At 35.0% G+C, this 14,047-nt stretch carries 7 protein-coding genes and 1 other RNA gene; 7 read left to right on the top strand and 1 reads right to left on the bottom strand.

Annotated elements, in window-relative coordinates:
- Positions 1-90: 90 nt before the first annotated feature.
- Positions 91-5,649, top strand: coding sequence for a cell wall-binding repeat-containing protein (locus tag HMPREF0634_RS09430; protein ID WP_007791234.1), 5,559 nt, complete (start codon positions 91-93; stop codon positions 5,647-5,649).
- Between the two features lie 1,046 nt (positions 5,650-6,695).
- On the opposite strand, the gene ssrA is transcribed toward HMPREF0634_RS09430, so the two are convergent.
- Positions 6,696-7,046, bottom strand: a transfer-messenger RNA (tmRNA) gene (gene ssrA / locus HMPREF0634_RS09585).
- Between the two features lie 247 nt (positions 7,047-7,293).
- Here ssrA and HMPREF0634_RS08710 point away from each other — a divergent pair.
- The 6 genes from HMPREF0634_RS08710 to HMPREF0634_RS08685 all read left to right on the top strand — a co-directional run bounded on the left by HMPREF0634_RS08710 (position 7,294) and on the right by HMPREF0634_RS08685 (position 14,042).
- Entirely contained in the window at positions 7,294-7,989 is a 696-nt protein-coding gene (locus HMPREF0634_RS08710) for a GntR family transcriptional regulator (RefSeq protein WP_050786382.1), read from the top strand.
- A gap of 395 nt (positions 7,990-8,384) precedes the next feature.
- Entirely contained in the window at positions 8,385-9,629 is a 1,245-nt protein-coding gene (locus HMPREF0634_RS08705) for a CaiB/BaiF CoA transferase family protein (RefSeq protein WP_007791228.1), read from the top strand.
- 83 nt (positions 9,630-9,712) lie between these two features.
- Positions 9,713-10,948: a 2-hydroxyacyl-CoA dehydratase subunit D gene (locus tag HMPREF0634_RS08700; protein WP_007791205.1), complete on the top strand. Its 1,236-nt coding sequence runs from the start codon at positions 9,713-9,715 to the stop codon at positions 10,946-10,948.
- A 1-nt stretch (position 10,949) separates the two neighbouring features.
- Positions 10,950-12,068 carry a 2-hydroxyacyl-CoA dehydratase subunit D gene (locus HMPREF0634_RS08695; RefSeq protein WP_007791218.1) on the top strand — a complete coding sequence of 373 codons (1,119 nt, stop codon included), beginning with the start codon at positions 10,950-10,952 and terminating at the stop codon, positions 12,066-12,068.
- A 32-nt stretch (positions 12,069-12,100) separates the two neighbouring features.
- Positions 12,101-13,234, top strand: a complete 1,134-nt coding sequence (locus tag HMPREF0634_RS08690; protein ID WP_007791157.1) for an acyl-CoA dehydrogenase family protein — start codon at positions 12,101-12,103, stop codon at positions 13,232-13,234.
- 16 nt (positions 13,235-13,250) lie between these two features.
- Positions 13,251-14,042, top strand: coding sequence for an electron transfer flavoprotein subunit beta/FixA family protein (locus HMPREF0634_RS08685; protein ID WP_007791160.1), 792 nt, complete (start codon positions 13,251-13,253; stop codon positions 14,040-14,042).
- Positions 14,043-14,047: the final 5 nt, after the last annotated feature.

Genomic DNA, 14,047 nt, shown 5'->3' with positions numbered 1-14,047 from the left:
TATATTAAAAATAGTTGTAAAGAATAATGTATGAAAGAAAATTTGTAGCTATACTTTAATACTTTAATTCTTAAATAGGGGGGAAGGTATGTGAAAAATAGTGTTAAAAAAATTAATAAAAGAATTATCACACTAGTCTTGATGTTTTCAATGGTTTTATCTAATTTTGTCTATCTAAAAGATGTATCATTTGCTGATAATAATTCAGGCAAGACACCAAGTATTACATTAGAAGAAAATAAAGAGTATACCGTTAAACTATATTTGAAAAATCATGGGGATAGTTTTATTCATAATAAAAAGATGCCTTATGATGTTGCTGAAATAAGGAAACATAATCCTGGAAGTCCGGGGTCAGGACCTAATAGTCTAGAGGGTGAGTTTTCACTTGAAGGGAAATTGGTGTATAGATCAGGAAAATATAATATAAAGATACCGGTCGTTACAAGTAGGATAGAACAAAATTTTAGATCAAGAAAACCAATTGTTATAAAAAATAATAATTACATTCTACTGGATGAAATTGAAGGGAAACTATATCCTAAGAATATATTAGAATTGGAGGGAAATACCGAATTTAACAAGGAGGTCGGACAGTTTAAGTATGAAGTTAAAAATATCAACATTGAACTAGATAACTTAGAAAATCATATTTATATAAAAAGTGAACCGACTCTATATTCTGCAACATATGTTGGTAATAAAGAAACGTTGCTATCAGAATATATAATAGATATGGAGGATTTAAGGAGTCAAATAGGTAACCTTGATTCAGTTAAGATAAATCAAATATTTTCATTACTTCATAAAAATATAGAGGACAATGATAATAACATATCTCAGGTTAAGCCTAATACCTTGTTAGTTGACGGACAAAGACTTGACATACCCAACGACCAAGCCTCCTATATGGAATTTAGGAATAACAATATAGGAAAAATAAATTGGGAAAAATATTCCGACCATATAATGTTGATAAGTGATGATACTAGCAAGGAAGATGCCCAAGATGCACTAAATGGTCCATTGGGAGGAATGTATGTTAATGGAATTAAATATCTGAAAGCGATTTCACTATCAGAGAAAGGAACATACAAGGGGATCCTATTAAAAGATGGAGAAAGAATAAAAATACCTACAAAAGAACAAGAAGGAAATATATTTGCAGAAGATCCAGATGACGAAGATAGTGTAGAAGAGAGTTTTTCTGATGTTTGTTCAGAGGTAATAAGGGTAGTCTTTGAACAAATTGATACTAGTGCCTATGCCTCAGACCTAAATTTGGATGCTAAAAAAGAAGAAATTAGCAAGATTGCAGACAAAAAAGAAAAAGCTAATAAGATTGAATCAATATTAAAGGAAATATATGAAAAAGAGATTAAAAAACCTTCTATTCAAGATACATATAATATAGAAACTAGTGATGGTATTGTTAAAATAAAGAAAGAAAAGTTAAAAGAAGTTAAATTAAAAGAATACGAAGAATATAAGGCTGTATTGAATAAACTTGACGAAAGTAAATATACATGGCCATTAGGAATATATAAGGATAAAGATGAATTGATAAAGGCATATTCAGATTTATATAAAAATAATACAAGTACTAAAAAGTTAAAAATAAAGGCAAAGGAGTCATATGGTGTAGACTTCAATGATAATAAAGAATATGCTAATAAAATAGGATATCCAGCTTCCTTTAACTTTAAAACAGAAAATGACTATATGGATAAGAGGATAGATTATAAGTTTACTTTAGATGGAAGTGAACCTACTATGGAATCCGAGTCAGCAAGAGAAGTTTCAATTAATGAGGGACGTGTGGCATTAGATACATCTGCTTCCATGAAAGGTATGGACCCTGATGAATTTGGTCCATTAGGAAAGATGCCAGATAGTCTTTTTTATGGAAAGAACACAACAATAAAAGTAAAGGCTTTTTCGGATGGATTCGAGCCATCAGATACACTTGTACTCAATGTTAAACATGAGCAACTAAATACGAGTAACTTTCTACAGAAAAAAGTGTTTTTTAATGGAAAATATCATGAAGCTACTATAGGAGTATACGATATATTTGAACATTTTAAAAATTGTATATATTATGATACAGAAATTATGCTCGATGAGGTTAATTCTGGTCCAGTTTATGAAAAAGTAAAGAAAAAAATAAACGAAGATAAGCTACATAATTTTACCCTTTTGGACTACAAACTACTTGATTCAAATGGAAGCTTAGCTAAAATGAAAGGGGATTGGAAAACTGATGCATTTAATGATGGAAAAGGAAACTATGTATTAAATATATCAGTGAATTTAAATGAAGGAAGAGACCTGTATCCTATTCAGCTTAAGAGTGGAAAAATAGCCATGTATAGGGTAAGTGAGGACGGAGAACTTACAAAGATAAAAATTGGTAATGCCAATGGTGTTAGATATATTTCAAAAGAAGAAAGCAAACTAATACTAGATATAAATAATAATAAAGGTATGTTTGTTATAGCACAAATAGAGGATGATAAAAATTTAGAAGACTTGAAAAAAGAGTATTCTGAAATGATTGCCTTCCTTTCTAGCAAAGATAGCAGCTTGATTTATGAAAAAAATTCATTAGAAAAATTGAAAAGGGAAGCAGAGGCTGTTAATAAAGAAATAGAAAAAGAAACAAACAAAGAAAATGTGCGTAATCAACTAAATGATTTAAAGAAAAAAATTCATGAACTAAAAAAGACGACTTTTGATAGTTATAAGTTAGAACTTTTAGAAGAACTTACAAATGCTAAATCACCGGTAACAAGGGTATTAAAAACTACTGATTCAATAAAAGCTTTGGATTTAGCCATAAAAGATGCTGAATCCAAGCTAGATGCCAGTGATGAAGAAAAAAAGGTCGCAATTAAAAAACTTAAGGCTGCAGTCAATGATTTAAAAATGATTGCTACCGATTTTGCAAAGCAACCAGAAAATTTAGCTGATGGTGAGTACGAAGTACCAATTCAGTTAAGGCATTTCAATCGTAATAATGATACCTCAATGGGTAATGCAGCAATAGAAGGACTGGCTATATTAAAAGTGGCTTCTGGAAAACAAAGTTTGATTTTTGATTTAAAAGGTGTCACAATTGGTTCAGATACTGGTAGGGTGATTAAATTACAGTATTTTGAACCTAAAAGCAAGGTGAATAGAGAATCTGATTTAGGTGAACCTAAGAATCCAAATATTATTAAAAAAGAAAAAATCAAAGGTTTTGACGGCAAAGAGAGAGAGTATATACAGAAGGTAGAGCTTCCAATAGATAGCGATAAGTCAAATCCAATGAGGTATATAGGTATTTCTGTAGATGTTATGAATGGCATATTTGAGGGGAATCCAGAAAAGGATGCCTTCCAGTATGCACCAGTTGTAATAGACTACAGGCAGTTAAAACCTGTAAATGGAACTCAACCAAATCCTCAGCCAGATCCAAACCCTCAACCACAACCAAATAAGTGGAATGTTCCGGTTCAGCTAAAACATGGCTATGAGGATAAAAATTCTATGGGTTCAGCAGCCCTACTGCCTACAGCGACAATAGAGAAGAAGAGCAATGGTAAATATGAATACACTATCAAATTTAAGGGAATCCATGCAAACTTTGGTTCCAAGGAATTTTATGGACATCTTTATGGATTAAAAATATATAAAGATGGTTTTGATAGTGAAAAAACAGAAATACAAGCATCAAAAACTCTTAAGGACAAGGATATTGTTGGTCAAGAAAGGGACTTCCCTGCAGAGTATAAATTTACACTTGATAAGCTATCTGACCTAGTTAAAATACAGGTGGCAGTAGATGCTATGGACGCCATAATGAATGGAGGACAAGCACCTTATGATATCGCAGGAGCAAAGTGGAAGGGTGCACAAAATGCTAGATTAATACTAGATATTTCATCCATACCAAAGGAACCGAATCCTAGCAATCCGACTCCTGACCTTCCGAAACCAGACGAATCTATTGAAAATGCAAAGGCTCAATTAAAGAAAGATCTAGAAATTGCCAAGCACCTGGTTAATTCTGGCATAGCAAAGGGCAATTCAAAAGGAATACTTGAAAGGGCTATTAAGAAGGTTGAGGGAGTATTAGGAAAATCAAATCCTACATATTTGGAATTAGTAAGTGCATCACAGGTTCTTAATTTTGCAATATTGAGCATAAAGGACGATGCAAATCCAAACGACAATATTAAAACTGATGAAAAAATTGATAAAGGTAAGTTAGATGGTGGAATAGTTGACAAAAATGATGATAAAGATACTAAGATATATTCTGTACCGGCAAAGTTATGGCATGCCTATGAAAACAAAGAATCAATGGGTAATCCGGCCATGGAAAAAGATATCATTGTAAAAGTATCTAAAAACAAATTTGAATACTATGTAAGCTTTAAGGGGCTTAGCTTTGCTAACAAGTATGGTCATTTGTGGGACCTATCCGTTTACGATACTGGTTTAAATGGAAGCCTTAGACCAGCTATAATAGACAAGGAATATAGGGATACTGATCTTGAGGGCAAGCAGAGAACCTTCCCAAAGAGGTATAAATTTATCAGAAATGGAAAGGAAGATAAAATTTATGTAAAAGTAGCAGTGGATGCTATGGATGCTATTAGCAGTAACCAGGCTAGTACATATGACAAGATAAGCAAGGGGGCAGGTAGCCAAAATGCTATTTTAGTATTTGACTGGTCAAAGGCAAAAGAGTACACTGACAATAATGCTAATGATGAAAACAAGTCAAGGATATCAGGAAGAGACAGGTATGAAACATCTGCACTAATAAGTAGGCAATACTTCAAGAATGCAGATACAGTTGTACTAGCGAGTGGAATCAATAGTGCAGATGCATTGGTATCAGCTTCATTTGCAAAGATTAACAAGGCGCCTATACTACTATCATCAAAAGCGGATATACCTTCAAGTGTAGAGAATGAAATTTCTAGACTGAAGGCAAAGAATATAGTAATAGTAGGAGGAAATTCATCAATTTCACCAGCAGTTGAAAAGAAATTAAAAGATGCTGGATATAAGGTGTCTAGAATATCAGGTTCAAATAGGTATGAAACAGCCTCTATCCTAGCTCAAAGGGTAAGAGACCTAGGTGGATCTAATAAGGCCATATTAATAAATGGTGAAAAGTCTGCAGATGCACTTACAGTATCTAGTCTGGCAACTAAGTCTGATATACCAGTACTCTTGGTTAACAGTCGTAAGATAGATTCATCTGTAAAATCAAAGCTAGATTCTTGGAATGTAAATGAGTTGCTTATAGTTGGTGGAAGTGGATCTATTCCAAATTCCATTGTTAACAATATTAGGGCTAATAAAAAGAGGAGAATTGCAGGTGCTGATAGGTTTGATACAGCTATAGAAATAGCGAAAGAATCATATTCAAATCCTAAAACAGTAATGCTATCAAATGGATATAATGCAATTGATGCATTATCAGCAGGAGCAGTGACAGAAAAGGCCCAGGCACCGATATTACTTGTAAGAAAGGACAGCATACCATCAAAGGTTAGGTCAATGGTTGATAATAATTCAAGCAAGGCTGTATTGTTGGGTGGTGTGAATACTATAAGTAGTTGGGTAGAATCAAGTTTAAATAAGTAAGACTTATTAAAGAAATTTTATCCCCTAGTAACTTTAATTACTAGGGGATTTTTCGAGAGTATAGAATTTTTTCTGTTAATTTGCCTTCTATGGTAATTTTGTCAATTTGAGCACGTACTATTAATATTGTTATTCATATAGGATTCATGGTATTATATTTGTGTTGTCTTTCCCATACTGGGCAACCAGAAAGGGGGTGAACAATTGTGTATAATATTATTATTTCCTTAACAACTTCTATCATAGCAAGTATAATTGCCTATTATATTTGCAAGTGGCTAGATAGCAAGTTATAAAGACAACTAGCACGAAAAAAGGCTTACGTATTGCAGTACGTAGGCCTTATTTTTGTGAACAATTATGTCCAAATATTACTATTTCCTTTTATGCTTATATTATACCATAGATTTATATATTTGTATCATGTTTATGAATTTTATCATAAAGTTTTATATTTTACAACTTATTCACCACTTAAAATAATTAATTGGTGGAGATGAGGGGAAACGATAAAACATAAATTATATTTTAATAGTTAATTATATAATGGCTATATTTCAATGTTTTATAGGGTAGGACAGTTGAAAAAAAGTGTGGTTTTTAGTCATAACAGCGTACAGTTGTGTTACAATTGTGTTATTTTTCATGTTATATAATCATTCAAGAACATATACTATCAATGTTGTTATTTGTATAGAATTCATGGTATTATATTTGTGTTGTCTTTCCCATACTGGGCAACCAGAAAGGGGGTGTATAACAATGATAAATATTATTCTATCCTTAACAACTTCTATCATAGCAAGTATAATTGCCTATTATATTTGCAAGTGGCTAGATAGCAAGTTATAAAGACAACTAGCACGAAAAAAGGCTTACGTACTGGGAATACGTAGGCCTTATTTTTTGTGTATAACAATGATGTTATATACTTCTATCCTTTTATGATTATATTATACCACAGATTTATATATTTGTATCATGTTTATATATTTTCTCATAAAGTTTTACATTTTACAACTTATTCGCCACTTAAAATAATTAATTGGTGGAGATGAGGGGAGTCGAACCCCTGTCCGCAAGCCCATTCCCTGCTACGCCTACATGCTTAGTCATCTCTTTTAAAATCTCAACTTTCTTGGCACCGAGTGACAGGTTCCAAGATCATCCAGTCCTAATTAGTCCACTATGGGTCAGGACAAGCCCCAAAGTAGTTCCCTGCATAAATAGCGTCAGCCCTTAATCGGCAGGAGGATTAAGAGGGACGAGCTGCTACTAGGCAGCTAATAAATTGTTTTCGTTTGCGTTTGTTTTAAATCCCCCAGTTTTTACGTGACCCAGAGTAACACGACATGCTGTCTCAAGTTCAAAACCCACGTCGAAACCGGTACACCCCCGTGTATAGTTCCAAACGAAGTTAATCAATTAATTATAGCATACTTAAGAAGAATATTCAAGTGGACATAGGTGGACGAGGCCTATCCTGTAAATAAATGTTTTTGTGGGCTGAAAAGCTTGATATAAGCCATTTAAAATTGTCTTTTAAAAATCTTTTAAAAGTTCAGAAAAATAGGTGCAATTATAAATTGACGGTCACCCATTAAAGTGGTATACTAGTATTGAAATATGTGTGGAGTTGATATTATGGAGAAAATGTTATCCTCAGACTTTATTTATTCTGATATTTTGGACAGAATAATTAGTTTGAAGTTAAGCCCGGGAAGCAAGATTAGTGAGAATCAGATATGCGAGGAGTATAATGTGTCAAGGTCAGTGATCAGGCATATTTTTGCAAGGTTGGCACAGATTAATTTTCTGACAGTATATCCTCAAAGGGGGACTTATGTCAATTATATTGATTTGGAGTACATAAGAAATGCCCTTTTGATTAGGTTGTCTATAGAAAAGGAAATCTTGTACAGGTTTATGCAGAAGGAAGACAAGTCTGATATTATCACTAAGATGAAAGAAAATATGAAGCAGCAGGAAAAGTTCTATCACGAGAACGAGTATTTGATAGAGTTCAAGGAACTTGATGAAGAGTTCCACAACTATATTATAATGAGTGTTGAGAACAATGCTATTTTGCCGCTTATAAATGACCATTTATTGCATATCAGTAGATGGAGGAATGTATATATAAAGTCAGGATACAAGTTGAGTAAGCTTATAGATGAGCATAAGAGTATTTTGGAGGCTATTGAGGCAAACGATACTGAGAGGGCCTTGAGGTGTATGAATAACCATATTGATACGGTATCAGGAATAGCCAGTTTAGACCCCGAATATCTATCATATTTTAAGGGTGCAGACCAGGATTATATCAAGCTTATGAAGTAGTCCTATATTTGATTTGAATGGCTGGCATGATTATTTTAAAAAAGTGTTTACAAGGTAAAAAATATATGATAAAGTATTGTCAATGACTGGTATACAAGTAGACTAAAATTAAAAAATATGGCATTTTGCCTAAAATAATTTTAATAAAGAAATTGAAATATGCTATATACAAAATAAATATTTGAGATTTGTGTAAAATATTTTATTTTGTGTAATTTTTGTGTGTTTGGCAAAGGCTTGCCTTGTTAAAGCTGAAAATGACCAAATACATGCATATATACTTTTGTTTTTAAATTTAATTTAAAATATAAAATGATTATGGGTATGGTCATATGCCTATAAGACTAATAGTAATTGGTAATCATTAAATGTTATTTTAGTAGGAGGTATTTGTAATGAGTACAAGAAAGAAACCATTAGAAGGTGTCAAAGTTGTTGAACTTGCTAACTTTATAGCAGCTGCTACAACAGGAAGGTTCCTAGCAGACTTAGGAGCTGATGTTATAAAGGTAGAAAGTGCTAAGGGAGATCCGCTTAGGTATACTGCCCCAACAGAAGGTAGACCTCTTGATATGTATGAGAATACTACTTGGGAGTTGGAAAACGCTAATAAGAGATGTATATCTCTAAACATGAAGGATCCTAAGGGTAAGGAAGCTTTCTTCAAGCTACTTGATGAAGCCGATATCCTTATAACTAACTGGAGAGTTCAGGCTCTACAGAGAGCAGGTCTTGACTATGAAACTTTAAAGGTTAAGTATCCAAGTCTAGTATATGCTATGTGTACTGGTTATGGTGAATACGGTCCAGACAAAGACCTACCAGGATTTGACTTCACTGCTTTCTTCGCAAGAGGTGGATATCTTGAAAATCTAAGACAGAAGTCAGATGTTCCTATGAACGTTGTTCCAGGTCTAGGTGACCACAATGTTGGTATAAACCTTGCTGCAGGTGTACTAGCTGCTTTATATCACGCTAAATTAACAGGTGAAGGTGAAAAGGTTGAAACAAGTTTGTTCGAATCAGCTATATTCAACATGGGTATGATGATTCAGGCTGCCCAGTACAAGGATTATGGAACTCCATATCCAATCAATATCAGAGAAGCTAGTAACCCAGTTAATGCTGCTTGGTATACTAAGGATGGAAGGTATGTTCAGACTTGTATGCCTGACTACAATACATACTTCAAGAAGTTCTTCACAGCTTTAGGATTAGATGAAATGGTGAATGATGAAAGATTCTTCCCAGTTCAGAATGTAATCGCTAACAACTTGGGAACAGAAGTATATGACAGAGCAATGGCTAGGTTTGGTGAAAAGACTTATGAAGAATGGGCACCAATCCTTACAGCTGCTGATATTCCATTCGCACTAGCTAAGTCTTGGGAAGAATTATTAGAAGATGAACAGGCTTGGGCAAATGACTGTTTCTACAAGATGCAGTATCCAAAGGGAGAAAGAATCCTTTGTAAGCACCCAGTTAAGTACCAGGAAATGGGACCTACTCCATACAACAGAGGACCATTCATAGGTGAACACGGTGTTGAAGTAATGAAGGAACTTGGCTATTCAGATGCTGAAATCAATGAAATGCTAGAAGCTAAGACATTATTTGTTTGGGAAGACGAAAACAAATAATAGTATATAAATAACAATTAATAAGATATGGGAGTTTGTCTAGGTGACTTAAGTGGACGACCTAGGCGAGAAAGGAGCTTATCATGAGTAATACAGGAATGGTAGAAGAAAAGCCGGCAAAAGTATTGTTAGGAGAAATTGTTGCAAAGCACTATAAGGAAGCTTGGGAGGCAAAGAATAATGGTGAACTAGTTGGATGGTGTGCATCTAACTTCCCACAGGAAATATTCGAAACTATGGATATAAAGGTTGTTTATCCAGAAAACCAGGCTGCTGCTATATCTGCTAAGGGTGGCGGACAGAGAATGTGCGAAATAGCTGAAAATGAAGGATATTCAAATGATATCTGTGCTTACGCTAGAATATCTTTGGCATACATGGACGTTAAGGATGCTCCAGAATTAAATATGCCACAGCCAGACTTCGTTGCTTGCTGTAACAATATTTGTAACTGTATGATCAAGTGGTATGAAAATATAGCTAAGGAATTGAATATACCTTTAATTTTAATAGACGTTCCTTACAACAATGACTACGAGGCTGAAGACGATAGAGTTGAATATCTAAGAGGTCAGTTTGATTATGCTATCAAGCAGTTAGAAGAACTAACTGGCAAGAAGTGGGATGAAAAGAAGTTTGAAGAAGTAATGGAAGTTTCTCAGAGAACAGGTAGGGCTTGGTTAAAGGCTACTGGATATGCTAAGTATACTCCATCACCATTCTCAGGCTTTGACGTATTCAACCACATGGCTGTTGCAGTTTGTGCAAGAGGTAAGATAGAATCAGCTATAGCATTCGAAAAGCTAGCTGAAGAATTTGACGAAAACGTAAGAACTGGTAAGTCAACATTTAAGGGCGAAGAAAAGTTCAGGGTGTTATTTGAAGGTATAGCATGTTGGCCACACCTAAGACATACATTCAAGCAGCTTAAGGATGCTGGTGTTAATGTCTGTGGTACAGTATATGCGGATGCTTTCGGATATATCTATGACAATACATATCAGTTAATGCAGGCTTACTGCGGAACTCCAAATGCTATTTCATACGAAAGGGCAACTGATATGAGACTAAAGGTTATTGAAGAAAACAATATAGATGGTATGTTAATCCACATCAACAGAAGTTGTAAGCAGTGGTCAGGTATCATGTACGAGATGGAAAGAGATATTAGAGAAAAGACTGGTATACCAACAGCTACATTCGATGGTGACCAGGCCGATCCAAGAAACTTCTCTGAAGCTCAGTATGATACTAGAGTACAGGGTCTTATAGAACTAATGGAAGCTAATAAAGCTGCAAAGATGAAGGAGGCGCACTAATATGAGTAATATAGATGTATTGTTAGGTAAACTTGATGTAAGTCTTTTGGGACAGGTAGACAAGTATGTTTCAGAAGGTAAGAAGGTAATAGGTTGCGCGCCAGTTTATACACCAGAAGAATTAGTATATGCTGCAGGCATGGTACCAATTGGTGTATGGGGTGCAGAAGGTGAAGTAGGTCTATCAAAGGAATACTTCCCAGCATTTTATGCAGCTATAATCCTTAGATTAATGGACCTTGGTTTAGAAGGTAAGCTTGACAAGATGTCAGGTATGATTATACCGGGACTAAGTGACGGTCTAAAGGGACTTAGCCAGAACTGGAAGAGGGCTATAAAGCAGGTTCCGGCCCTATACATAGGCTATGGTCAGAACAGAAAAATTGAAGCTGGTATTACTTACAATGAAAAGCAGTACATCAAGCTAAGAGGACAGTTAGAAGAAATAGCTGGTTGCAAGATAGAAGATGCTAAGGTTGAAGAGGCTATAGTTCTTTACAACAAGCACAGAAAGGCAATGCAGGAATTCAGTTCTCTAGCAGCTAGTCACTTAAATACTATTACACCTATTCTAAGAGCTAGAGTAATGACAAGTGCCTTCTTGTTCGACAAGGCAGAACATTTAGCTATATTGGAAGAATTGAATAAAGAATTAAAGGCGTTACCTGAAGAAAAATTTGCTGGCAAGAAGGTAGTTACTACTGGTATTCTTGCAAATAGCCCAGGTATGCTAGAAATACTAGATGAGTACAAACTTGGTATAGTTGATGACAATATCAACCATGAATCAGGCCAGTTTGACTACCTAGTTGATGAAGGTACTGGTAATCCAGTTAGAGCCTTATCTAAGTGGATTTCAGATATAGAAGGAAGTACTTTGTTGTATGATCCAGAAAAACTTAGGGGACAGATAATAATTGACAAGGTTAAGAAGCATCAGGCAGATGGTGTTATATACCTAATGACTAAGTTTAGTGATTCTGATGAATTCGACTATCCAATCATCAGAAAAGAATTAGAAAATGCAGGTATCTTGCATATACTAGTTGAGGTTGATCAGCAAATGACTAACTTTGAACAGGCGAAAACAGCATTACAGACTTTCGCTGATATGATTTAATTTAAAAAATTAAAATTTTAAGGAGGCAATCTATGATTTTCGAAAAAGAACATGAATTAGTTCGTCAGCTAGCTAAGGAATTCGCTGAAAATGAAATTAAACCAACTGCAGAAGAAGTTGATGAAACTGGCGAATTTCCAATGGAAATTTATCAAAAAATGGCTAAAGCTGGATTTTTAGGTATTAAGATACCAAAGGCTTATGGGGGTTCAGGTGGAGACCACCGTTCTTATGCAATAGTTATGGAAGAATTGGCTAAGGCATCAGGTGTATCTACTATATGGATATCATCTCCAAACTCACTACAGTCAACTCCAATATTAAGAGATGGTACTGAAGAGCAGAAGGAAAAGTATCTTAGACCAATGGTTACAGGTGAAAAACTGTTCGCTTTCGGTCTTACTGAACCAGGAGCAGGATCAGATGCAGCATCTATATTGACAACTGCAGAAAAAGATGGTGATGACTATATATTAAACGGAAGAAAAACTTTCATAACTGGTGCTCCAGTATCTGATTATGTAATAGTTTTCGCTAAGACTAATCCAGAATTAGGTGTTAAGGGTATATCTACTTTCGTAGTAGACTCAAAGCTAGAAGGCGTATCTTTTGGTAAGGCAGAGAACAAGATGGGTATGATTGGTTGCCCAACTAGTGATGTTGTTCTTGAAAATGTTAGAGTTTCTAAGGATTGTATGCTAGGAAGAGAAGGTAAGGGATTTATCAACGCTATGAAGACTCTAAGTGTAGGTAGATTAGGTATTGCTTGCCAGGCTCTAGGACTTGCAGAAGGTGCTATGGAAGAGGCTATCAAGTATGCTAAGTCTAGACACCAGTTTGGTAAGTCAATAGCTAAGTTCCAGAATACTCAGTTCATACTAGCAGAAATGGAAACAAAGTTAGCAGCTATGCGTCACCTTGTTTATGATGCTGCTTATAAGATGGATTTAGGACAAGCAGCTGATAAGGAAGCTTCAATGGCTAAATTGTTCGCTACAGAAGAAGCAAAATGGATAATTGATAAGGCATTACAGATTCATGGTGGATATGGTTACATTAAGGAATATCCAGTTGAAAGAATGTACAGAGACATCAGAGTAACTTCTATCTACGAAGGTACATCTGAAGTTCAGAAGATGGTTATAGCATCAAGCTTATTGAAATAAGGGGAGGTATAGATAGATGAAAATTGTAGCTTGCATAAAACAAGTACCAGATACAACAGAGGTAAAACTTGACCCTGTAAAGAATACTTTGATCCGTGATGGTGTACCTAGTATCATAAACCCTGACGATAAGGCAGGTCTTGAGCTAGCACTTCAGATCAAGGAATCAGTTCCAGGATCTACTTTAACAGTAGTATCAATGGGACCTCCACAGGCGGAAGTTGCACTTAGAGAAGCATTAGCTATGGGAGCAGATGATGCAGTTCTAGTAACTGACAGAGCTTTCGGTGGAGCAGATACATGGGCGACATCTTCAACAATAGCTGGTGCACTTAGAAACATAGATTACGATATAATAATAGCAGGTAGACAGGCTATAGATGGTGATACTGCACAGGTTGGTCCACAGATTGCTGAGCATCTTGGAATACCACAGGTATCTTATTGTGAAGAACTAAAGGTTGAAGGTGATAAGTTCATCGTTAGAAGACAGTTCGAAGATAGATATCATATAATTGAAATAAAGCCACCTTGCCTAATTACTACACTAAGCGAAGAAATAGACCCAAGATACATGACAGTAGGCGGTATATTCGATGCTTATCAGAAGGAAATGAAGGTTTGGGGATTGAAGGACATTGAAGACAAACTAGATCTTTCAAATATCGGTTTAAAGGGTTCACCTACAAACGTTAAAAAGTCATTTACAAAGCAGGCTAAGGGCAAAGGCGTTAAGCTAGAAGGATTAACTCCAGAAGAAGCAGCTGATGCAATTCTTGCTAAGTTACAGGAAAAGTATTTTATATAAGATAC

It is taken from the genome of Peptostreptococcus stomatis DSM 17678 (assembly GCF_000147675.1).
GTDB classification, from domain to species: domain Bacteria; phylum Bacillota; class Clostridia; order Peptostreptococcales; family Peptostreptococcaceae; genus Peptostreptococcus; species Peptostreptococcus stomatis.
Note: the sequence above shows the minus strand (reverse complement) of the source record. Positions and strands in the feature narration are given on the sequence as shown.

What these genes read in the sequence shown, in the direction of transcription:
- HMPREF0634_RS08710 (WP_050786382.1), top strand. Translation starts at nt 7,294, where the DNA reads ATGGAGAAAATGTTATCCTCAGACTTTATTTATTCTGATATTTTGGAC.
- HMPREF0634_RS08705 (WP_007791228.1), top strand. Translation starts at nt 8,385, where the DNA reads ATGAGTACAAGAAAGAAACCATTAGAAGGTGTCAAAGTTGTTGAACTT.
- HMPREF0634_RS08700 (WP_007791205.1), top strand. Translation starts at nt 9,713, where the DNA reads ATGAGTAATACAGGAATGGTAGAAGAAAAGCCGGCAAAAGTATTGTTA.
- HMPREF0634_RS08695 (WP_007791218.1), top strand. Translation starts at nt 10,950, where the DNA reads ATGAGTAATATAGATGTATTGTTAGGTAAACTTGATGTAAGTCTTTTG.
- HMPREF0634_RS08690 (WP_007791157.1), top strand. Translation starts at nt 12,101, where the DNA reads ATGATTTTCGAAAAAGAACATGAATTAGTTCGTCAGCTAGCTAAGGAA.
- HMPREF0634_RS08685 (WP_007791160.1), top strand. Translation starts at nt 13,251, where the DNA reads ATGAAAATTGTAGCTTGCATAAAACAAGTACCAGATACAACAGAGGTA.